This is a genomic window from Tamlana sp. s12 (assembly GCF_016767215.1).
Lineage (GTDB): Bacteria > Bacteroidota > Bacteroidia > Flavobacteriales > Flavobacteriaceae > Pseudotamlana > Pseudotamlana agarivorans.
Genome location: NZ_CP068547.1, coordinates 1001934 through 1024990 on the forward strand (window position 1 = coordinate 1001934; position 23057 = coordinate 1024990).

16 protein-coding genes and 2 tRNA genes are annotated in these 23057 nt (G+C 35.8%); 12 read left to right on the forward strand and 6 right to left on the reverse strand.

Annotated features, from left to right (window positions below; genetic code table 11):
• Positions 1–82: 82 nt before the first annotated feature.
• From JJL45_RS04230 to JJL45_RS04240, 3 genes are all read right to left on the reverse strand, one after another.
• A complete protein-coding gene (locus JJL45_RS04230; RefSeq protein WP_067146972.1) occupies positions 83–898 on the reverse strand; it encodes a DUF3800 domain-containing protein in 816 nt (271 codons plus the stop codon).
• A 133-nt stretch (positions 899–1031) separates the two neighbouring features.
• On the reverse strand, positions 1032–1649 hold the full coding sequence (locus JJL45_RS04235) for a class I SAM-dependent methyltransferase (RefSeq protein ID WP_202664264.1): 618 nt from the start codon (positions 1647–1649) through the stop codon (positions 1032–1034).
• A gap of 41 nt (positions 1650–1690) precedes the next feature.
• Positions 1691–2224: an RNA methyltransferase gene (locus JJL45_RS04240; protein WP_068603601.1), complete on the reverse strand. Its 534-nt coding sequence runs from the start codon at positions 2222–2224 to the stop codon at positions 1691–1693.
• 255 nt (positions 2225–2479) lie between these two features.
• Here JJL45_RS04240 and mutS point away from each other — a divergent pair, with 255 nt between their 5' ends.
• From mutS to JJL45_RS04255, 3 genes are all read left to right on the forward strand, one after another.
• Positions 2480–5089, forward strand: a complete 2610-nt coding sequence (mutS, locus tag JJL45_RS04245; protein WP_068603603.1) for a DNA mismatch repair protein MutS — start codon at positions 2480–2482, stop codon at positions 5087–5089.
• Positions 5090–5186: 97 nt separating this feature from the next.
• Positions 5187–5258 (forward strand) — tRNA-Gly (locus JJL45_RS04250).
• A gap of 27 nt (positions 5259–5285) precedes the next feature.
• Positions 5286–5369: transfer RNA gene (locus JJL45_RS04255), tRNA-Leu, on the forward strand.
• A 349-nt stretch (positions 5370–5718) separates the two neighbouring features.
• On the opposite strand, the gene JJL45_RS04260 is transcribed toward JJL45_RS04255, so the two are convergent.
• Genes JJL45_RS04260 through JJL45_RS04270 form a run of 3 tightly spaced genes read right to left on the reverse strand, consistent with a single transcriptional unit; the run spans position 5719 to position 10552 of the window.
• Positions 5719–6972, reverse strand: a complete 1254-nt coding sequence (locus tag JJL45_RS04260; protein WP_068603507.1) for a T9SS type A sorting domain-containing protein — start codon at positions 6970–6972, stop codon at positions 5719–5721.
• 30 nt (positions 6973–7002) lie between these two features.
• Positions 7003–8412, reverse strand: a complete 1410-nt coding sequence (locus JJL45_RS04265) for an HmuY family protein (RefSeq protein WP_068603509.1) — start codon at positions 8410–8412, stop codon at positions 7003–7005.
• Positions 8413–8416: 4 nt separating this feature from the next.
• The gene (locus JJL45_RS04270) at positions 8417–10552 is read right to left on the reverse strand and encodes a TonB-dependent receptor plug domain-containing protein (RefSeq protein WP_068603512.1); all 2136 of its coding nucleotides are present in this window, start codon (positions 10550–10552) and stop codon (positions 8417–8419) included.
• A 103-nt stretch (positions 10553–10655) separates the two neighbouring features.
• Between JJL45_RS04270 and JJL45_RS04275 the strand changes: the two genes are divergently transcribed.
• From JJL45_RS04275 to JJL45_RS04315, 9 genes are all read left to right on the forward strand, one after another.
• Positions 10656–11558 (forward strand): DUF6607 family protein, encoded by a 903-nt coding sequence (locus JJL45_RS04275; protein WP_068603514.1) that lies wholly within the window; start codon positions 10656–10658, stop codon positions 11556–11558.
• A 5-nt stretch (positions 11559–11563) separates the two neighbouring features.
• Entirely contained in the window at positions 11564–13060 is a 1497-nt protein-coding gene (locus JJL45_RS04280) for an ankyrin repeat domain-containing protein (protein ID WP_068603516.1), read from the forward strand.
• A 6-nt stretch (positions 13061–13066) separates the two neighbouring features.
• Positions 13067–13561: a DUF2271 domain-containing protein gene (locus JJL45_RS04285; protein WP_068603518.1), complete on the forward strand. Its 495-nt coding sequence runs from the start codon at positions 13067–13069 to the stop codon at positions 13559–13561.
• Positions 13562–13572: 11 nt separating this feature from the next.
• The gene (locus tag JJL45_RS04290; RefSeq protein ID WP_202664265.1) at positions 13573–15777 is read left to right on the forward strand and encodes a PepSY domain-containing protein; all 2205 of its coding nucleotides are present in this window, start codon (positions 13573–13575) and stop codon (positions 15775–15777) included.
• 11 nt (positions 15778–15788) lie between these two features.
• Positions 15789–16148 carry a DUF6686 family protein gene (locus JJL45_RS04295; RefSeq protein WP_082935939.1) on the forward strand — a complete coding sequence of 120 codons (360 nt, stop codon included), beginning with the start codon at positions 15789–15791 and terminating at the stop codon, positions 16146–16148.
• Between the two features lie 6 nt (positions 16149–16154).
• The gene (locus JJL45_RS04300; RefSeq protein ID WP_068603519.1) at positions 16155–16523 is read left to right on the forward strand and encodes a hypothetical protein; all 369 of its coding nucleotides are present in this window, start codon (positions 16155–16157) and stop codon (positions 16521–16523) included.
• A gap of 128 nt (positions 16524–16651) precedes the next feature.
• Positions 16652–16990, forward strand: a complete 339-nt coding sequence (locus tag JJL45_RS04305; protein WP_068603521.1) for an MliC family protein — start codon at positions 16652–16654, stop codon at positions 16988–16990.
• Positions 16991–17237: 247 nt separating this feature from the next.
• Positions 17238–19826, forward strand: coding sequence for a chondroitinase-B domain-containing protein (locus JJL45_RS04310; RefSeq protein WP_068603609.1), 2589 nt, complete (start codon positions 17238–17240; stop codon positions 19824–19826).
• A gap of 356 nt (positions 19827–20182) precedes the next feature.
• A complete protein-coding gene (locus JJL45_RS04315; protein WP_068603524.1) occupies positions 20183–22873 on the forward strand; it encodes a chondroitinase-B domain-containing protein in 2691 nt (896 codons plus the stop codon).
• Positions 22874–23057: the final 184 nt, after the last annotated feature.

The following is a 23057-nucleotide window of genomic DNA, read 5'->3' on the forward strand; positions in this document are numbered from 1 at the left end:
AGTAATATTGTATATTTGTACTAGTTAAGTCTGCAAAACACGAAAGTCGACTCCATGTCGTTATTTTAAATTTAATTTAAAATTAGTGTTTTAGTGGGCTTATTTTATTTTTAGAGGTTAAGGGGTTTTTGCGGTTGTCATAATAATTTTTCCATCCATCATATTTTTCAGTGTCGTATAAATCAATTACCAATTTTATTTGGTCTTTGATATGGTTATAATATCGGATTTCTCCTCTTTCAAAAACGCGCTGAATAGACCAGCAAAAGTAATCTGCTAAATTTAATAAAGGATCTTTTGTTGGGTAATTCACATTAAATACAACTTTGGTTTTTGATTCCTTGTTACCGTTAATTCTAGAGAACCTTTGTTTGGCTTTGAGGAATGCTAATTCTAAATTATGATTTTTTGTGCTTTTTCCACGTTCCGAAATATGCATAACAAGTTTGTCATGTTTTGAAAGTTTATTTTTTAGTAGATGTGATAGTAAGTCTGCATAAAAATATTCTTCCTTTCCTTTATGTTTTGTTTCATATCGCTCGATGTCCTTTCTGCCAACCACAGCTTCAAAGCTACAGTTTATTGTTTTCATTAAATCAAACATTTCTTTTCTAACTTCGGGTAAATCATCCGTTGCATGAAGATAATAACCGGTTTTATTAATTTTCTTCAATACGCTTGGTACGTGATAAAACTCGTCACTAATAATTTTTTGTTGAAGTTGGTTTATTTTATCACGTACTTCATCTAATGGATCTTTTACCTTTATCATGCCAAGAATAAATACTTTTGAAACACCATTTTCACCAATAATGTTTTTCTTTCCTTTTCCATAAAATGTGGTGTCACCTGCTTCATCTAAAAAGCGATGAAAATCCATTAACTTATTATTTCCCATTTTTTAATTTAAACCTCTAAAACTAAAGAAAATTCTTATAATTATAAATTTAAAATATGGAACTATTTGATTTTATATTATTGATAATGTCTACTGCTAATTAAAATAAGACAACACGAGATAGGTTTAAATTTTAAAACAAAGTAAAAAGCATAGTAACCAGGCATCCCTTGCCATCATTTAAAATTTGTTTACCAAGGAGTTTGATTTCTTTAACTTTAAAATGAAAAGGCGCTGCCAAAATATCAACACCACTGTTTTTCTTAATTCGAATGCCCTGTCCAGAAATGATGTCTGTATTTGGGGTGAAATTTCCTGATGGCAGGTGTTCGGTTAGAATGATGTATTTGTAGTCGTATAGTTTTTTTAGAATATTCTGAATTTCAGTATTAGATAGGTGTTGCAAAACTTGCCTTAGGATGATACAATCGGCAGGCGGTAATGCATCTTTTGAAATGTCTAAACATTGAAAACTTACTTTTTCTGAAGGGTAAAGCTTTTTGTTTCTGTTGATGAGGTTTTCTACAATATCAATAGCGTTATAGTGCTTTGTAAAAGGTAACAGTTGTTTGCCGATATTGAAATCGCCACAGCCTAAGTCGCAAACGATTAAATCGTTTTTATGGGTTTTTAAAAAATGGGTGACTGCATTTAAATAAGGTGTGGTAATTTCGGGATCATGGGATCCAGAACCAGAGTAAAAATCATGGTCGTTGCCACCCCAAAGATGACATTCGTAAATTTGATCCATTACGGCTTTTGTGGGCCAGGGTTGTTTGTTTTTTTTAGTCACTACAATGCTTTCAGCTTACTAAAAATATCCCATACAACAACACCACAACTCACCGATATGTTTAGAGAATGTTTGGTGCCAAACTGCGGAATTTCAATAATAGCATCGCTTGCAGTGACTACCCCTTGGGAAACACCTTTAACTTCATTTCCAAAAACAAGCGCGTATTTGGTGTTGTTTTCAACTGTGAAATCATTTAACATGGTGGCGCTTTCAGCCTGCTCTATCGAAGCGACTTTGATGCCTTCAGTTTTTAATTTTTCAACTAAATCGATGGTGTTTTCAACATATTCCCAAGCTACGGTTTCCGTGCTTCCTAGTGCGGTTTTATGAATATCTTTATGAGGTGGTTTTGCCGTGATTCCGCAGAGGTAAATTTTTTCAATTAAAAACGCGTCGCTGGTACGAAACACCGAACCGATATTGTTTAAGCTTCGTATGTTGTCTAGAATAATGATAATTGGTGTTTTTTCAGCTTCTTTGAAGTCCTCGACACTCAAACGGTCTAATTCACTATTTTTTAATTTGCGCATTGTTTTATCTTTTTCTTCTTCCGCGAAAGCGAAAATGCTATAGTTTAACAAGATAACTGACTTATAACCTGATGCATTCAGGGTGTTATCTTATTTGTTGACATCTATTTTTAATTGTAAATAACTTGTAATGCTTCGATTTCAAAAAAAATCAAATTAACGTTACATTAGCAAACTTGTAATTTGTGCAAAAATAATATTTAAAAATCATTTACCATTGAGATTTCCGTTTTCACGGAAATGAAAAAAATCAAGATGAAAAAAGCCAAAAAAGAAACCCCGTTAATGAAACAGTACAATGCGATTAAGGCAAAGTATCCCGATGCTTTATTGTTGTTTCGCGTGGGTGATTTTTACGAAACTTTTGGTTCTGATGCTGTGAAAACGGCTGGAATTTTAGGTATTATTTTAACCAAGCGTGGGGCAGGTAGCGAGAGTGAAACCGCTTTAGCAGGTTTTCCGCACCATTCCTTAAATACCTATTTGCCTAAATTGGTAAAGGCTGGTGAGCGTGTGGCTATTTGCGATCAGTTGGAAGACCCAAAGCAAACAAAAACCATTGTAAAACGTGGTGTTACCGAACTGGTTACACCTGGTGTGGCCCTTAATGATGAGGTTTTAGTGTCGAAATCGAATAACTTTTTATGTTCGGTTTATTTTGATAAAAAGCATATAGGCGTTTCATTTTTAGATATTTCTACGGGCGAGTTTTTAACCTCACAAGGGAATGCCGAGTATATCGATAAACTGCTTCAGAATTTTAGTCCGAGTGAGGTTTTAGTCTCCAAGCAAAAACGCAGTTTATTTGCCGAGACCTTTGGAAACGATTTTCATACGTTTTATTTGGAAGACTGGGTGTATCAAAGCGATTATTCTTACGAAACCCTAATAAAACATTTTGATACGAAAACGCTTAAAGGCTTTGGTGTCGAAGAGCTTCATGAAGGGATTATCGCTTCGGGTTCTATTTTGCATTATTTAGGAGAAACCCAGCACAAAAAGTTGAAGCATATCACGTCGATATCGCGTATCGCGGAAGATGATTATGTTTGGATGGATCGTTTTACCATTAGAAATTTAGAGCTTTACAACTCCACCAACAATAATGCGGTAACGCTTTTAAATGTTATTGATAAAACCATTTCGCCTATGGGCGGAAGGCTACTTAAGCGTTGGTTAGCATTGCCTTTAAAAAATATTGAGAAGATTAAAAGCAGGCATGAGGTAGTTAGTTTTCTAACGAAGGAAGACGGCGTACTTCATAAAATTCAAAATCACATTAAACATATTGGCGATTTAGAGCGCTTAATTTCTAAAATTGCTACAGGTAAGGTGAATCCGCGTGAGGTTATTCAGCTTAAAAATTCACTTGAAGCGATTGTGCCCATAAAAACTTTGGCGTCTGACTGCGATAACGAATCTCTGAAAATAATTGGAGATACCTTGCAGAGCTGTGATGTGCTTCGAGATAAAATTAAAAAGACTTTAAATGAAGAGGCTCCGGTAAATTTATTGAAGGGGCGTACCATTGCAGATGGTTTTTCTGAAGAGTTGGATGAGCTTCGAAATTTGTCTAAATCAGGGAAAGATTATTTAGATGCCATGCTAGAGCGTGAAAGCGAACGCACAGGCATAACCTCTTTAAAAATTGCCTCGAACAATGTGTTTGGTTACTACATTGAAGTTAGAAACACGCATAAAGATAAAGTACCGGCTGAGTGGATTAGGAAGCAAACTTTAGTGAATGCCGAACGATATATTACCGAAGAGCTTAAAGAGTACGAAGCTAAAATTCTAGGTGCTGAAGACCGCATACAAGCTATAGAACAACAATTGTTTTCCGATTTAGTGGTTTGGATGAATCAATACATTAAACCAGTGCAGCAAAATGCGTATTTGGTTGGGCAATTGGATTGTTTATGTGGCTTTTCACAATTGGCAAAAGACAATAATTACATTTACCCCACTATTGATACCTCTTATGATTTAGAGATTACCGATGGGCGTCACCCCGTTATTGAAAAACAATTGCCTATAGGTGAAGCTTATATAGCGAATAATGTTTTTCTCGATCGCGAGTCGCAGCAAATTATAATGATAACCGGACCTAATATGTCGGGTAAATCGGCGATTTTAAGACAAACAGCACTTATAGTGTTGTTGGCTCAAATTGGAAGTTTTGTACCTGCAAAAGCGGCGAAAATTGGGGTGGTTGATAAGATTTTTACCCGTGTGGGGGCCAGTGATAACATTTCTATGGGAGAATCGACATTCATGGTAGAAATGAATGAAACAGCTTCCATTCTTAATAATATATCCAATCGTAGCTTGGTGCTGCTCGACGAAATTGGTCGTGGAACCAGTACTTACGATGGAATTTCTATTGCTTGGGCCATTAGCGAATATTTACACGAACATCCGGCAAAGCCTAAAACACTCTTTGCTACGCATTATCATGAACTTAATGAAATGTGTGAAACCTTTGGGCGTATTAAAAACTTTAATGTATCGGTAAAAGAGTTAAAGGATAATGTGCTTTTCTTAAGAAAATTGGTTGAAGGCGGTAGTGAGCATAGTTTTGGTATTCATGTGGCTAAAATGGCTGGTATGCCACAACAAGTTTTACATCGTGCTAACAAAATTTTAAAGAAATTAGAGAAGTCACATTCTAGTGAGGAACTTACCGATAAAGTGAAATCGATAGATGATGATATGCAGCTCAGTTTTTTTAATTTAGACGACCCTTTATTGGAAAATATCAAGGAAGAAATTTTAGAAACTGATATTGATACACTTACGCCTGTTGAAGCGCTTATGAAGCTCAATGAAATTAAGCGTATGCTGGTAAAGAAAAAGCAGGCTTAAAAATAATTTGAAAAATTTTTAAAAAAGGCTTTGGTATTTGTTTAAAAGTATTAAATTTGCACCCGCAATAGCAATGTTGCACGTTCATAAAAAGACTGCGAAAGTAGCTCAGGGGTAGAGCATCACCTTGCCAAGGTGAGGGTCGCGGGTTCAAATCCCGTCTTTCGCTCTGAAACTTTCTTAAAAATATTCCAATGCTGAAGTGGTGGAATTGGTAGACACGTTGGACTTAAAATCCAATGTCCATTAGGACGTACGGGTTCAAGTCCCGTCTTCAGTACAAAGCCTCATCTTTTATAAGATGAGGCTTTTTTTATGCTTTAAATTACCTTCTTTAAGACCTGCAAATTTCGGGGATCAATCGGATCAATCCTAATTGTTGTGTTATAAAAATTGGTGTGGATCTTTTTAACTAAAATGCCTTATTATCAAAATCAGGAAATATAAAAAACTTCAGACTATCAAATATCTCATGTTTTACAGACCTTTCAGGTTTTTAAAACCTGAAAGGTCTTTTTAAGTAAACATAAAACTCTGTATTCACAAGACCACTTCAAGTTTCATAAAAACAAAAAGCCCAGCGATGAAGCCAGACTTTTTGAAGAGAAACTATTGTAGTTGATAATAGCTTATTTAAGCACTAATTTTTTGGTTAGTGATGTTGTTCCGGATGTAAATTGCAATACATAGATTCCGCTGTTTAAATCCGTTAAGTCTAAGGTTTTGTTATAAAATCCAGCTTGACTGTCCAATGCGGTTTCAAGTACTTTTTGTCCCGCCGTGTTGAAAATAGCGATGGTGTTATTGCTACTGCTTAATTGATTCACATCGTACACTAAATTTACCAGTTTGTCTGTAGAAGGATTTGGGTAAATGCCAAAGGCTACTTGTTCTGAGACGTTATTAATATCTAAAGTTGAAGTGACATCTTCAAATTTAAATTGGATATCTCCAGTACTTCCTCCGCCAAAAGCTGTGAAATACATTCTGTATACAGTACCATTTGCATATTTCACATAGTACGCTTGGTTTGTATTGGTGTCGTAAGTATAAGAGGCATTCAGACTTTTCCAATCATAACCAATAGTATTAATATCGTCGCTGTAAGTTAGGCTTGGGTTACTTGCCTTAGTAGGCTCGTCGTTTTTAGCAACGCTAACCGTAGTATTTTGTAAAACGCCTGTTACAGGGTAATATGTAGTGCCATCACCATAGTAATCGGTAGCATATTTGGTGAAAACAAAATCCCAATCGGCTGTTGCTGGTTCGGCTACCATTTCATTAGCATTTTCCAAAGAGTAGTAGTTATACGTGTTGTTTGGGTTATTCGTATTGACTATAGTAGCGGATTGGTCTGCTCCCCAAGTGGATGTTCCCGCATTCCATGTTGAGAATTTAATGGTATAAGCACCGTAATAATCTTCAATAATTAGTTTTCTGTAAGTACCATCGGCGTATTTTAAAACAAATATAATAGAGCCCGTAACATGGTGGTTTGCAGGGTTGTATTCACCCCATCCGAAGGAAGCAGATCCTTGATCTATAGCCCCTAATGTCCATGCTGTTTCCGAATTGTGTAATGGGGTCCAATTACTTTCGTTAGAAACATCAATTGATGCCCAGTTGTTTATATCGTTTGAGGCTTCAAAAACCGAAATACCACGGCCCTCATTAACTCGAACGCCCATATTTCGTGCACTTGTTCTTAAAAATGCTAAATCCCATGAATCTTTAGCAAAAGCTGTTGCAGATTCGGTGTTTAATTTATAGAATATTTGGTTGGCATAATCCGCCCCCATACTTAGATTTACTGTTTTTTCTTGTGCTTGTGTTGATAAACAGACACAGAATAACGCTAATAATAATTGTAATTTTGATGTCATTGTGGTTCTTTTTTTAAGATTTATAAATGGTTATTGTAAAAGGTTATATTCAAATTCGGGGTAGCCACGATCACCATTACTATTGGTCATGGCTAAAAATTTAATTTTGTAGATGTTTCCGTTAGTGTCTTTTAGGATGTAGAATTTATCAGCAAAAACGGTACGTTCAAAAACATCGCGCCAGTTACTTCCAATGGCAGTTTGATCTTCAGAAAATAAAGAAGAATTTACATGGCTCAAATTGAAGTCGTCATAAGACAGATTGGTAGCCTCGACCTCGTAAGCCGTAACATCACTTTTGTTATTATGAATCACATAGTCTGAAAAACCATAGCTTCCAGCGTCTTCGAGGATGTTAGTAAATACCGTAAAACACAAATCCCATTTGTCTTTTTCAGGTTCTACCGATACTATGGTATTGGTGTTAAAACTAAAATGATTGAAGTTGTAATTTGCATTTTTTGAAATACTGATTTCCTGATGTGTTGTTTCGTTTACATTAGCATACTGTAATAGGTAGCCATCGTTTTGTCTTAGTATTCTAATTTTTTTCCAGCCCCTCGCATTTCCAGCGATCGTCGTAGAGCCAACAGTGGCTTCTTCCGCCCCAACTTCATAGCCTAGATTGACTAGGTACACCGGGTTTTCATTATCGTTTTCTGAAATTTCGGCAATGGCCGTTTCTAGAATATTACCATTTGGCGCATCAACGTAAGCGGCGTTATCAGGATTAAAAGTACCTACGGCCACCTCTCTTTGCATTGTTTTTATATCCGCTTCAGTCACCTTATCAATATCGGTGGACTCTAAAGCTTTTGTAGCCATATAAATGGATCCGTTTATAGTGACTCTAAATGAGGTGCCATTGTAAAACCCTAAATCCCATGAGTCGCGTGGTGCTGTTGCTTCACTCTGGCTACTTAAATCGATATATACTTGATTTTTTTGGTTTGGACCGCCAACTTTAGGACTTAGACTTCCGCCTTGAGCGGCAGAACTGTTAATAGTAAAGGTCGAGTAACCTTGGATGCGGCTTGCGGCATATTCGATATTTGAGATACTGAATTTAATCTCAGTCGTTTCATCTAAACTACTGTTTAAAGTTTTAAATTGAATAGCATTTTCAGAATCTCCAGCATTAATTTGTAAGCTTATTTGGTTGTTTTCAGCTTCTGGAATGGTTATAAAATCTGTGCCATAAATCGCATTTTTTGCTTCTATTTGGATGCTTAGCGCGCCATTTTCTATGGCTTCTTCCGAGTAAATTAAAGGGATAGCAGTGTCATTGGTGCGTTGCATGTCTGTTAGGTTCTTGGATATGGATCCAAAAGCCACAACAAAAGGGTCGCTTTCTAAAGTGGTGTCCTCACTGCAAGAACTTAGGTTTAAAGCCAAGCTTAAGCACATTAATAAGGTATATATTTTTGGTGGTCGTTTCATTGGTTTAAAGGTTTAAATTGTAGGCTAGTTTTAAGAAGAATGATCGGCCGTAGGCAAGCGGAATAAATTCGGGAGCAGCATCGTGCGCTCCTCCAGAAAAGGCATCAGTTTCTATACTCGAAATATCGAATAGGTTTTTTACGCCTAAGGTGGTTTCTAATTTTTTGTCTAAAAATGATTTTTTAAAGGTGGCATCTAACCAATCGTATGCTTCGGTGGTTCCTTTTTGGAACTCTTGATCGCCTTGATCGTTTGTGCGTTCCACGAATTGGTGTTGTCTGCCTGTATGCTTAAAATATAAGGCTGCAGAAGCGTTCCATTTTGGAATGAGGTAATTTATTGTACTGTTTATTTGAAAACTGTAAAGGAAATCATCAAGGGGCGTAGCATGACTGTCTAAAATTTTTGAAATCCCTAAAACAGAAGCACCCAGTCGCACATTAAGTCGGTTTATTTGATATGTGTTTTCTGAAGTTATCCCTATAGCTTTATAAGAATCAATATTTTGGTATTGGTAGGATAGTGGACTTTGTTGGACAATGGTGAGTTCAATACGGTCTTGAACACTTAAATATGACGCGGTAATTTTATTTTTTAGCCTACTGTTATTCGAAAGTGCAGTGATTTTTTTTAAGTGTAGAAAGGCCGATAAACCATTTTCAGGATTTAAATCGGGATTACCTTGCACATTGTGATTTACATCTACAAAATAGGTGTAAAGCTCATCGTAGTTTGGTGTTCGGTTTGATGATCCTAAAACGCCTCGAAGCTCTATACCTTTATTAAATAGGTATTTCGAACTTAATGAAAACACATATTGGTCGTCAAACAAATTAGTGAATGATACACGTGCTCCCGGACGTAATGAAAAACGTTCTGAAAGTTCTATTTCCGAAGAAGCAAAAAAATCGTAATTATCTAAGCGTTGTTTAGCTTCGTTTTCATCTGGGTTCACGGTGATGGCTAATGGAGAACCGTAACCACTTTCGTTAGTAAGTTCGTAACCTGCTTGCAAATTAAATCGATTTGTTTGTATGAGATTACTGAAGGTACCGCGGGAGAAAAAGGCTTGTCTGCTTAAATATTCACCTTGTTGTATGTTCAGTTTTTCATCTTCTCGAATGCGATATGTGTAGGTTTCAAGGTCTTTAACTTGTTCTTGATACGATACTGAAATGTTGTAATTAATGCGTTTGCCAAGTAAGCCATTGGAGTTTAAATGATGAATAAAACGGTTGTTAAAAAACGTTTGGTCTAAGGCTAAAGGATCGCTAGTGTCTGTAGCGGTATTTTCATTAAGGTCTACTGTACTATTGTATTCGTTTATAACTTCATTAAAATAATCGAATTTGTAAAAAATGTTGAAATTCCCTTTTTTGTAATTAAGTAGAATTTTAGCATTGTTTTGTAGCTTGGGTAGCCATTCGTGTCCGCGTAAACCATCATTTTTATCATAAACTTCACCTTGTTTATCGCCCCAAACACCAGCAAAATCATTTCTAGTATATACGGCACTTCCAAAAATGTCTTCTGTAAAATTATGACTTAAATTAAGGGACTGGATGTGACGGCCTTTATCAAACCACTCGTACTCATCACCAACGGTTTCTTCCTGAGCATACACTTGAATGCGGGTTTTTTCGCGAATGGATTTTTTGGTGATGATATTAATCACACCAGAAACTGCATTGGCACCGTATTGTACACCCATAGCACCTTCAATAATTTCTACACTTTGTATGTCGTCTAGGTTGATGAGGGTGAGATCTACATTGTTTCCAACCCCTTCTTCATTGATAATAGGCACATTATCGATAAGGATTTTAAAATACTGGGCATCTAAACCGAATAGGCTTACGCCTGTTTTTCCGGTTGATGCATTTGGGATGATATTAATATTTAAGGTTTGATTTAGTAAATCCGATAGGTTAATGGCGGCACGTTGTTCGATTTCTTTTCGGTTAATCACTTTTACTTCAAAAATGGATTTATCAACGGATTGGAGATTGTATTGTCCTGTAATAACGACTTCATCGAGTTCTTCCAATTGGGTAGAATCTTTAGCTACCTCTTGTGAAAAGCTATAAGCGCTAAAAATTATTAAAAAAAAGATGATGATATTGTTTTTATTTAGACTCATTCTATATAAATTTGCGGCAAATATATAAGTTATTTTTATTCAGTCTAAATAAGATTATGATTTTTTTTAATATTTTTGGACGATCAAAAACCAAACCGTTACAATGAAAAAAATAGTACCCTTTGTATTAGTACTTTTATCCATTTCTTTAAGTGGAAACGCGCAAAGCAAAAAAAAGCAAGACGTTGAAGCTATAAAAAGCATGTGTGGTTGTTATGAAGTAACCTTCAACTTTGCAGAAACCTTTAACTACAGTAAAGACTCGCTTTACAAGCCATCTGAAACCAAAATTGCCGGCGGTTTAGAGTGGGCGCAACTTATAGAAGACGATAAAAACAAAATTTCCATTCAGCATTTATTACAAGTGGGCGACCCTTCTAGTCCGCATATCGTAAAACACTGGCGTCAAGATTGGTTGTATGAAAACACCGATTTCTATATGTTTAATGGTGATAATACTTGGAACTATGTTTCAAAGCCAAAGACTGAAGTAAAAGGTCAATGGACACAAAAAGTATATCAAGTAGATGATAGTCCGCGTTACGAAGGCTCTGCGACATGGGTTCATGTAGATGGTAAGAACTATTGGGAAAACCAAACCGATGCCCCACTACCAAGACGTGAATACACCAAGCGTAGCGATTACAACGTAACCGGAAGAGGAAACCGTCATGAAATTACAAGTACAGGCTGGATTCACGATCAAGACAACTCAAAAATAATTCGTGAAGCAGGAAAAGCTGATGTGCTTTTGGCAAAAGAAAAGGGCTATAATACTTACGTAAAAGTAGATGATAGTAAATGTAAGGCTGCTGCCGATTGGTGGAAAGAAAATCAAGCCAAATGGGCTTTAGTACGCGGAAAATGGGACGGTGTTTACGCACGTCATAAAAACTTAGCCCTAGAGGCTAAAGTTGAAAATAAACAACTTTATAAATATTTGTTTTCAGACGATTACTCGGAAGAAAAGAAGATTGATGAGGTTATAGAATCATTCATTAAATAATTACTATGAAAAATCAAAAATTACTTATTGTTGCGCTTTTATTTGTAAACCTAGTGTTGGCACAGTCTAAAAATGTGTTTTTAGAACGTGACTTCTGGAAAGGAAATCCTTCTATTGAAGTTATTAAACAAAAAATAAAGGAAGGGAACGATGTTTCAGAAGCAAATGGAGGCGGATTTGATGCCGTTACCTATGCCATTTTTGCAAAAGCGCCGTTAAACGTTATCGAATTTCTTTTATCAAAAGAGGGAAATGATGTAAACAAATTAACGCACGATAAACGTACCTATGCGTTTTGGGCCTCTAACAGCGGGAATTTAGAACTGTTAACGTATTTAATCGACCATGGTGCGAATTTAGAAATGCGTGATGCTCATCATTATTCTGTATTAACTTTTGCTGCTGCGGCTGGTGTTACCGACACTAAAATTTACGATTTATGTATTAAAAATGGTATGGATGTTAAAACCGATACCAACGAGCATGGTGCTAATGCTCTGTTATTAATCATGCCACATGTAAAAAACTTCGAATTGGTAGATTACTTTACTGCTAAAGGTTTGTCTATAAATGATGTAGATGAAGATGGTAGTGGCGTGTTTAACTATGCTGCTAAATCTGGAAATAAAGAGATGGTGGCCTTGTTATTAGATAAAAAAGTGCCTTACAAGACGCTTAATAAAAAGGGTGAAAACGCTTTGTTTTTAGCTACAAGAGGGTCTAGAAGACATCAAAATTCTTTAGAATACCTTCAATATTTAGAAGGTTTAGGTTTAGAGGCGAATATTACGAATACCGAAGGGCAAACACCTCTTTTTAATTTGGCTTCTGGTAATAAAGATGTTAAAACCATAAACTATTTTTTAGGTAAAGGTATTGATGTGAACCAAATCGATAAGGAAGGTAACAATGTCTTGATGAGAGCTTCAGGTAGAAATTCTTTAGAAGTGATTACGCTTTTAGGTTCGAAAACTAAAAACATTAATCAAACTAATAAAGATGGTGAGACGGCATTAACATATGCGATAAATAACGATGCCGATGTTGTAGCTTATCTGTTAAATAAAGGTGCTCAAGTGAATGTCGTAGATTCAAAAGGAAATAATTTAAGCTATTATTTATTGAAAAGTTATAATTCTAGAAATAAAGCAGCTTTTTCTGAGAAACTTGAATTGCTTACAAGTAAAGGTCTAGATGTTAAAAAGGCGCAAAAAGATGGGAATAACGCTTACCATATCGCTTTAGATAATAGAAATGCAGATGAACTATTAGCTATTGTTCATGCAAAGTTTAACACCGATGTTAACGCAAAAAATAGCGATGGTTTAACACCTTTACATAAGGCAGTGATGCAAGCTAAAGATGTAAAAACGGTGAAATACCTTTTAAGCATTGGGGCTAATAAAAATGAAAAAACCGATTTTGATGAAACTGTTTTCGACCTTGCTCAAGAAAATGAGTTTCTTCAAACCAATAAAACTGATATTAACTTTTTACAATAATTAATCATGCGTAGAAACACGATTTTTAAAATATTACCAGCACTTGCTATAATGCTGTTTTCATGCTTCGGATTTAAAAGTATTGCCGATTCAACAAATTATAAATGTATGATTCAAATGAAGAATTATACAGGTGAAGGGGCTTACATAGCCATTTCATTATTAAGTCCGAAAGGCGAATACGTTAAAACACTTTATGTTCAAGGTGATGATGATGAGTGGTACTCAGACATTACCGAATGGTGGAAATTTCACGGTAAAGTGAGAACTGATATCGATGCCATTACTGGCGCTACAGTGAGTGGTGGCGGACGTAGTATTAACGTGATTGCCATTGATAATGATAAGATTGATGCCGGTTATAAAATTCGTTTCGAATCGGCTGTTGAAAATCAAGAGTATTATAAAGATGATGTGGAGTTTGAATTGACATCAGCATCTGTAAAAAGTAAATTTGAAGGCAACGGGTTTATCCGTTATATACGAATGATGCCTCAATAAAACTTCAAAAAATGACCATTTCTATATGGAGATATAGCCATCTTATTTTGGCTATATCTTCTTCAATATTCATCTTATTAGCGTCTTTAACAGGGATTGTTTTGGCTTTTGAGCCTATATCAAACCAGGTAAAACCTTATGCCGTAGAAGAGGCTCAGTCGCTTTCGGTAGCACAAACTATTTCGGCTCTTCAGGCTAGATATGATGAGGTTATAAGTGTAGAAATTGATCAAAACGATTTCGTACAAGCTTCTGTTTTTACAGATGAAGGACAGAACGAAGACTTCTACATCAATCCTTTTACAGCTGAAAAAATAGGGGATATTATTGAAAAAGAGCCCATATTTAAGTTCGCTACCAATTTACACCGCTCTTTATTTTTAAAGTCTACAGGGCGATTTATTGTAGGTTTTTTTTCACTTCTATTGTTCTTAATGGCCGTCACCGGTGTGCTTTTAATTGTTAAACGCCAAGGAGGTATAACTAAATTTTTCTCTAAGGTGGTTAAAGAAGATTTCGATCAATACTACCACATCATCATCGGGCGATATACACTTATTCCTATCGTCATTATTACCTTAACAGGCGTTTATTTGTCTTTGGAAAAGTTTTCATTACTGCCAGAAGAAAAAATCTCACATCAGTTTAATGATGACACACCAAGTGATGCTACTAAACTGCCGCTTAGCGATCTTGATAGCTTTAATAATTTAACCTTAAGTGATGTTAAGCGTATTGAGTTTCCTTTTTCTGATGATATTGAAGATTATTATTTCCTGAAGTTAAACGACGGCGAGATTTATGTGAATCAGTATAACGGAAATATTGTAAGCGAACAGGATTACGGACTAGTTTCTAAAGCCTCAAGTTTGAGTATGGTATTGCATACAGGACAAGGGTCTATAAGTTGGTCTTTGGTGTTATTAGTAACCTGCTTTGCTATTTTATTTTTTATGTATTCTGGTTTTGCAATGACTGTGAAACGCAAGAAAAATAAGATCAAAATCAAGAATAAATATAACAAGGATAGCGCCGAATATATTTTACTTATCGGATCGGAAACGGGTAGTACTTTCGGTTTTGCGAAATCGCTTTATAATGCCTTGATAGCCGAAGGAAAATCGGTTTTTGTTTCAGAATTAAATCAGTATACCAGTTATAAAAATGCCCAGCATTTGGTTGTTTTAACGGCGACTTATGGTAATGGCGCACCACCTACCAATGCACGAAATTTTGAAAAATTGGTAAAAATAACGCAGCAAAATAACGATTTGCAGTATGCTATTGTTGGATTTGGATCATTAGCCTACAAGGGGTTTTGTGAGTTTGCTATTGGTGTTGAGCTTATGCTGCAAGTGCAAACAAAATTTAGTCCGAGTTTACCGCTACATAAAATAAACAATCAATCCTTTAACGAGTTCAATAGTTGGGTGAATTCTTGGGGTGAAGCTGGTAATTTGAACTTAAAGGTTGAGGAACCCGAAAGACAAATCAATACAAAAAAAATGATTCCGTTTCGAGTTGTAAAACGTACGGATTTGAATTCCGACCAGTCCTTCATCATAGAATTACAGCCCACCAAAAAGGCGACATTTGTTTCAGGTGATTTGTTGTCTATTTATCCAAAAAATGAGAAGGTTGCCCGTCAATATTCTATTGGGAAAATTGGAGGTAACATGGTTTTAAGTATCAAAAAGCATGAGTTTGGTCTGTGCTCGAATTATTTGAATGACCTTCAGGTTGAAGATACGCTGCTAGCTCAAATCGATACAAATAAGGCGTTTCACTTTCCTAAATCAGCCAAAGAAGTGATTATGATTTCCAACGGTACAGGAATAGCGCCCTTTGTTGGGATGATGAATAATGACAAGAATAAGGATGTTAAATCGTATTTATTCTGGGGCGGACGTACCAATGCGTCCTTTAAAATGTATGCTCCTTTTGTAGATCAAGCTTTTTATGCCAAACGTTTATCGGGATTATATGTTGGTTTTTCACAAGAAGACAGTCAGAAACGCTATGTACAAGATTTGATGCTTGAAAAGGCCGATTTAATTGCGCGTGTATTAAAAAATGGAGGTGTGATTATGATTTGCGGTTCGGTAGCCATGGCAACGGGCGTGATGAAAGTTTTAGAGCACATTGCTATAACAAGACTTAATACGTTTTTGAGTGTGTTTCAAGCCAAAAATCAAATAAAAACCGACTGTTACTAAACCCTCAAGCTATGTGTAAAGAACATATAAAAGTTTTATCGAAAGTAAAAAGTGGCGAATTGTCTTTTTGTAAGCAATGTGAGGTGTATCATTTAGAATTTAATAATATCTATTTGGAGCTTAGTGAAGGAGAATTTCAACAGTTTAAGGATTATGTAGAGGATATTGAAATAGATTACTGGGAGCACCGGTACGCTTGTGCGAAAGTAAGACGTAAAATTCCCATACCTTCCATGCAGCCTAATTTGGTTTTAATGTTTAGGCGTCAGGAAATTAATGAGTTAAAAAAGCTTTTGAATTTCTCTTATATAGAGGTTTTTGAGAGGACCTTGTATGTTAGTGATATTGATTACACTTTAATTTTAAACTAATGTAACGTGGACGATATTAATACCATTTATTATAACGATTTCGGCATTGCTTTTCAATGGAAAAGAACGGCTGCGAAAGACTTTAATAAAATTCAATTGGTATTTAAAAACACGGGATTATTTTTAAATAAAATGGAGCTTGTTCAATTTTTAAAAAATATCGAACAGGCTTTAATGAAAAGTAAAACACTTGCTAAATCCTCCAGCAGCAAAGCTTGTGAATTGGTTCTACTTGAAGCTCCCAATCCGCAAATAAGTTTCGCCATGGTAGAATCAGAATTAAAGAGTATTCAAGATTTAATCACCCGTACCTTATTTCAACTAGGCTTGCACACTTTTTTAAATGAGAATCAGATTCGTTTTAACGGCTATTAGGTGAATTTTAGGCTCTAAAAGTAGTTATTTCCATATCCGAAAGGAAGAAGTCGTTTTAAATATTAATTCGCTAATTTTAATGTATATCCTAGCCGTTGAAAATAAGCGGCCTTAAAACAAACATTATTATGATTAAGCATCTATTCTCCGTAGCCATTTTTCTAGTTCTTGTAGTATTTTCTTGTAAAGAGAGTCAATCAAAAGCCGAACAGGTGATTCATCCTGCCGAGCGTACCACCGATGAAATTGTGAAAAGTACTGCCAAAGATGCTCAGGGTAAAGAATTACATATGATTTTTAACAATACTCAAGGGACGGCTACTTTAGAGTTTGAAGGTGACACCATAGAAGTGATGAGAATGCGTTCAGGGTCTGGGTTTTGGTATAAAAACAATACTTATGAGCTTAGAGGTAAAGGCGATAGCATGACCTTTAAAAAAGATGATGTTACCGTGTTTGAGAACTGATTTGCGTTAAGTGTTATAAAAAAGTAGCGGTTATTTTAATTGAGTTTTTCATGGTTATTTTGTAATAAAATAATTACAATTCACTTGATTTTGAATTTAAAATATAATAGAAAGTGTTGATTTAGTTGGTGTTTATAAGGGTTTTTTGGTTTTTCAGTAAAATTTAATTTATATTTGGAAAACCAATCTGGAAAACCAAACTGGTTATTCAGGTAAAAACCGAAACTAAAACTAAATTAAAATGGTAATGAAAACTACATTTACTAGGCGGTCGTGCGCGAAAAAATCACGAACAACATTCTATTTATTATTTCTAGTCCTTTTAACAACACAGTTTGTTGTTGGTCAAACCGTGTACAAGATTACAGATCCCGAAGATATTAGGGGTTTATCATCAACATTAGTTCCAGGAGATATTGTTGAGCTTGCCAATGGGGTATATGATAATTCCGGGCGTATGCGCTTTGGTGCCAACGGAACAGAAGACAATCCTATTATTTTTAGAGCGGAAACTCCAGGAGGCGTAACATTTACTAACGGGGCGCGTTTGAGTATTAGCGGTGATCATGTGGTTGTAGATGGTTTCTATTGGAAAGGTGGTTATGGCTCTAGTGCCGTAATTGAATTTAGAGACAGTAGCGATTTAGCGTATAATAGTACGCTTCAAAATTGTGCTATGGATGGTTTGATTGTAGATCCAAGCGATGAAGTGGCTGGGCAAAGTAAAAAACACAACTGGGTTAAATTGTATGGAAGTCATAACAGCGTCATCAACTGCTCCTTTATGAACAAAAAGAATGCAGGCGCTTTAATCCTTGTAGAACTTTATTATAACATGTCAGATAATGGTGGTGACCAATGTGTAGAGGTAGGGCATACGATTAGTAATAACTATTTTTACAATTTTGAAAAAATAGATCCAACCTTAACAAATGCTGGCGATAGCGAAACCATTCGTATAGGAGTAAGCGGTGGTCAAATGGTAAATGCAAACTGTTTGGTTAGTAATAATTACTTTGTTAAGTCGGACGGTGAAAACGAAATCATTACCAATAAGAGTAAAGGAAACTCTTATATCAACAATACATTTAGAAGTTGCAGAGGTTCTTTAGTACTACGACATGGTTCTAATGCTACAGTAGATGGAAATTACTTTTTAGGTGAAAATGTTGATGGTACCGGAGGGATTCGAATTGTAGACAGCGACCATAGTATTACCAATAACTACATTCAAGATTGTGTTACGGTTTTAGATCAAGCTAAATGGAATAATGGTATTACCTTCATAGGTGGCGATCAGTCTAGTGTAGATGATTGTGCGTCGTTAAGTTCGTCAAGCGGCTATCAAGAAGTGAAAGACATTACACTTTCAAACAATACTATTGTGAACACCAATGCCCCTTTGTTTTACAATATCGATAAGGGCGATGAGCCTAATACAGGAACGGTGGCAAATAACTTAATTTATTTTAGCTCTGGTAATGCCAATTTAACCGATGTTATTGTTGGAGAAACAGCTACAGCTTATAGTGAAATTGGACAAAATTTAGCGTATTCAGGCAATGTATATGCTGGAACAGCATTAGGTGAATCTGATGGGAATACTGGAAATGGTTTTTCTTTAGAATCAGGAATTACGGCTACACCTTCTGGTGAGATTTTTACCTTTTCGGGAGTTACAGGTAAAGGTGCCGATATGGGGGCTTACGAGCCAACTACCGATGCTATGGTAGGTCATGGTATAGGCGCCTGTTTTCTAAACCATGCAGGTGGTAAAATTACCGATGGCGATTGTAATATAGTTATTAGCGAATCTTTACTTGTGGGTACTTTGGCGCCATTCACTTATGAAGCCGACAGTGAAACTGTAAATGTGACGGCCAATGTAAGTTGGACAGCCGCTTCAAATGATTCATGGATAACAATAGATACCAATGCGGGGACAGGAGATGCAGTGGTTGCGGTTTCGGTAACGAAACATACAGGGGATGCGAGTCGTACGGGTACCGTAACTTTTACCCAAGATCCTGGGGGTGATGATATAGTTAGAACTTTAACGGTTACCCAAAACGCTCCAAAACCTACCGATTTAGCTACGCTAATTAATGATCAAGGTAACGGGGCCGACGGTGTTGTGGTGAATTCTTTCTCCATGGAAGAGGTGAATGGATCTACAAAATTTAATTATGCCGTTAATGTTTTAGATAAAGATCAAGGCACCAATTGGTCTTCAGATGGAACAACTGGAGGTGATTCTTTTATTATCATTGATTTAGGAGCTTACTATGACTTAGAAATTGTTGATTTTGCCTCTGTAAATGGTAAAACCTACGATTTTCAAATTCGTGTGTCTTCAACAGGAACTGCTGATGCCGATTTTACCGATCCGTTTGGAACAGGAAATTTAGTTAGTAGTAGCGATAATACTTTTAAAAGTTTCGTATTGCCATCAATTGCTTATGGTACAAGGTATGTTAAAATTCTTGGGTTCGGTCAGCCAAACGGTAGTGGTAGTGCATGGACTTCAATAACCGAACTTGATTTTTACGGCGAATTTAGTGCTGCGCTTTCCACAAAAGAAAATGCCTTTGGTAAGAATCTAAAAATGTTCCCTGTGCCTGCACAAGGCATTCTAAATATTAAAACCAACGATGTGGTTGTGAGTACAGTGGGTGTTTATAGTTTGGATGGTCGTTTAGTTCTGAATCAAACTAATGGAGATGCATCGGGAAATATCACACTAAATACGACATCGCTAACCAATGGCACCTACCTGGTGAAGGTTACAGATGTGAATGGTTTAAGTGAATCTAGAATGATCATTGTTTCGCATTAATATGTTATAAACAGCTATTTGCTGTGATTTTTATAGGCTGCCTTAAAAGTTGATTTTTCGTCAATCTGAATTTATTTCAGATGCGCATAAGTATTGAAATTCAATGTTGTGTGTTACTGTGTCGATTACAGAATGACGATAGTTTTAATTTTTAGGGCAGCTTTTTTTATTCTGTACTGTCCTGATTTTTTTATTAAAACTTTTATTATTAAATGGATTTACATAATTGTACTCAGATAACCAGCTATTTAATCCTTTCTTAGTTCCAAAAAATAGTTATATATTTGGAGAACCAATCTGGATAACCAATAATTGGATTCAGATGAAATATTAACATTACTAAAACTAAACTTAAGATGGTAACAAAAATTACGCTCACTAAACGGCTGTGCTTTAAAAAGTCATGGTCAAAATTCAATTTATTGCTTCTGGGCTTACTTATAACCCAGTTTGTTGCGGCGCAATCACCTTATACGATTACTAATCCCGATCAATTAGAAAATTTAAGTCTTGTAGCTGGAGATGTTGTTATTCTAGCTAATGGTACTTACTCTACTGATGAACGCATTACGTTTTCTGGTACAGGAACTGCTGATTCGCCTATTATTTTTAAAGCTGAAACCCCTGGAGGTGTTGTTTTTACAGGAGGTATGCCAATGAATATTGTTGGTGATCACCTTGTAGTAGATGGGTTTCACTGGAAAGGCGGTTACGGAGCGAGTAACTTTATTCAATTTAGAAGTGGCTCGGTTTACGCAAATCATAGTACGATTCAAAATTGTGTTATCGATGGATTAGGTATTGATCCAGATGATTTGTTTGAAGCGTTGAATCCAGATCCTGGTGATTCAAAATCCATTCCTAAACACCGATGGGTTGTTTTATATGGTACTTATAACAGTGTTGTGAATTGTTCTTTTTTAAACAAGGTTAGTGCTGGAGCTTTAATTCTAGCTGAATATGAATATAATGCTTCGCCACCATACGATGAAGATGCTGGTGAAACGCCTATTAATACACGTTGTTTAGAAGTTGGTCACAAGATTCTGAATAATTATTTCTATAACTTCGAGAAGATGGATGACCTTTATGGACCAGGTTTATCAAACTCGGGAGATAGTGAAACTATTCGTATTGGTACAAGTGAGTATCAAAACGTGAGAAGTAATTGTGAAGTTAGTGGTAACTACTTTTATAAAGCCGATGGTGAAAATGAAATCATTACCAATAAAAGTTATGGCAATATCTATACGAATAACACCTTTAGAGCCTGTAGAGGGTCTTTGGTGTTAAGGCATGGTGCTAATGCTACGGTTGAAGATAATTTTTTTATAGGAGAAAACATTGATGGTACTGGAGGAATTAGAATTTCAGATAGTAACCATAACATTACTAACAACTACATTCAGGATTGTGTTGCAAAAGTAAATCAAGCTAAGTGGAATAATGGTATTACTTTTATTGGCGGAGGTGCTAGTGCGAATGTAGATTGTAATTCAACTAGTGTAAGTAACGGTTACCAAAGATCTGAAAATATTAATGTTTCTAATAATTCTATTGTAAATACGTTTTCGCCTTTATTTTATAATGTGAATGTAGATAATAATAGTGATGTTAAGGGTACAGTTTCTAATAACTTAATCTACTTTGCTTCTGGAAATGCTAACATATCCGATGTTATTTCTGGAGATACACCTACATCATACAACGAAATTGGAGTGACTTTAAGTTACAGTGGAAACGAATACAAAGGGACGACACTAGGAGTTACAAACGATGGTTTTGCCGATAACACAGGCATTACTGCAACAGCTTCAGGTGAAATTTTTACTTTTTCTGGAGCCACAGGTAAAGGTGCTAATACTGGAAATAATGTGCCGTTCAGTCATTCTAATGTTGGTAACGATGGTGTAGGGGCTTGTTTTGTAGATTATTTAGGAGCCGATATTTCAAACCCAACATGTAATGAAATTATAGTAACACCAGGAGAATATTTGTCGGTTGGTACCGTGTCAACATTAGCCTATACAGCTGGTATTTATGATGTTTCTGTTTCTGCAAATGTAAGCTGGGAAGTTACAGCTATAAATGGAACATGGATTTCTAATGTGTCTCCTAGTTTTAGTACAGGGAATGAAACCGTGTCTTTCACTGTAACCGAAAACTCTGGTACGGCTTCTAGATCGGGATCTATAACTTTTACTCAAACTTCTGGGTCAGATAACAATGTGGTCGTTTTAAATATTACTCAAGACGCTCCCGATCCTACCGATTTGTTAGATTTGATTAATGCTGGTGCTAATGGAGCTCCTGTAACTGTTGACTCTTATTCTAGGCAGCAGGATCAAACACATCCGAATCCAAAAGATAATGTGGCAACCAATTCATTAGACAAAGACTTTTCTACAAGCTGGGTGGCTGATGATTTACAAACCGATGGTGAATATATCATTTATGATTTAGGAGATGCTTATGCCTTGGATTTAATTGAAATTGCTACAGATAATAAATCAAATCCTTACGCGTTTCAAGTGTGGGTGTCTACTACAGATACACAGGCAGGAAGTTTTACAAAAATATTACCTATAAGCGATAATTATTTTTATACAACAGCTAATTCAACTGATTTTTCTCAATTTACATTAAATCAAGAAAAAGCTAGATATGTTAAGGTTGTTGGTTTCGGACGTTTTAAAGACACAACCAATGGTGCGGAAGTAAGAGATAGCCAGTGGATAAATATTGCTGAGATTAATTTTTATGGTGAAGCAACAACGCTCTCAATAAACGATTTTGACAGTAATGCGGTTGCAGTGTATCCTGTACCTGTTAAAGATATACTCCATGTAAAAACCAATGGTGTAACTGTAGATGCTGTTAGTGTTTATAGTATGGATGGTCGCCTAGTTTTGACTCAAAACTTTACAAATGTATCATCGGGTATTTCTATAAATACTTCAAGCTTACCTCAAGGCACCTATGTTGTTAGAATAACAAATTCGGCACAAGGCCTCAATGTATCAAAAATGATCGTAGTAGCACCTTAATTAAGTATTTGCTTGGTGCTAAATCTGTTCAAATTTTTAAAAAAGTCGGCAATTAAAATCGCCGACTTTTTTTATAGACTTAAAGCTGGTTGTTTCATAGCAAGGCCATATAAGAATATATCTCAGTGAATTCCGTATTGCTATTTATTTAGGGTTTTAATTCCTTGATTATAAAATTAACATG

Coding starts and splice junctions, on each gene's coding strand:
- JJL45_RS04230 (WP_067146972.1), bottom strand. CDS start 898: ATGGGAAATAATAAGTTAATGGATTTTCATCGCTTTTTAGATGAAGCA.
- JJL45_RS04235 (WP_202664264.1), bottom strand. CDS start 1,649: ATGGATCAAATTTACGAATGTCATCTTTGGGGTGGCAACGACCATGAT.
- JJL45_RS04240 (WP_068603601.1), bottom strand. CDS start 2,224: ATGCGCAAATTAAAAAATAGTGAATTAGACCGTTTGAGTGTCGAGGAC.
- mutS (WP_068603603.1), top strand. CDS start 2,480: ATGAAAAAAGCCAAAAAAGAAACCCCGTTAATGAAACAGTACAATGCG.
- JJL45_RS04260 (WP_068603507.1), bottom strand. CDS start 6,972: ATGACATCAAAATTACAATTATTATTAGCGTTATTCTGTGTCTGTTTA.
- JJL45_RS04265 (WP_068603509.1), bottom strand. CDS start 8,412: ATGAAACGACCACCAAAAATATATACCTTATTAATGTGCTTAAGCTTG.
- JJL45_RS04270 (WP_068603512.1), bottom strand. CDS start 10,552: ATGAGTCTAAATAAAAACAATATCATCATCTTTTTTTTAATAATTTTT.
- JJL45_RS04275 (WP_068603514.1), top strand. CDS start 10,656: ATGAAAAAAATAGTACCCTTTGTATTAGTACTTTTATCCATTTCTTTA.
- JJL45_RS04280 (WP_068603516.1), top strand. CDS start 11,564: ATGAAAAATCAAAAATTACTTATTGTTGCGCTTTTATTTGTAAACCTA.
- JJL45_RS04285 (WP_068603518.1), top strand. CDS start 13,067: ATGCGTAGAAACACGATTTTTAAAATATTACCAGCACTTGCTATAATG.
- JJL45_RS04290 (WP_202664265.1), top strand. CDS start 13,573: ATGACCATTTCTATATGGAGATATAGCCATCTTATTTTGGCTATATCT.
- JJL45_RS04295 (WP_082935939.1), top strand. CDS start 15,789: ATGTGTAAAGAACATATAAAAGTTTTATCGAAAGTAAAAAGTGGCGAA.
- JJL45_RS04305 (WP_068603521.1), top strand. CDS start 16,652: ATGATTAAGCATCTATTCTCCGTAGCCATTTTTCTAGTTCTTGTAGTA.
- JJL45_RS04310 (WP_068603609.1), top strand. CDS start 17,238: ATGAAAACTACATTTACTAGGCGGTCGTGCGCGAAAAAATCACGAACA.
- JJL45_RS04315 (WP_068603524.1), top strand. CDS start 20,183: ATGGTAACAAAAATTACGCTCACTAAACGGCTGTGCTTTAAAAAGTCA.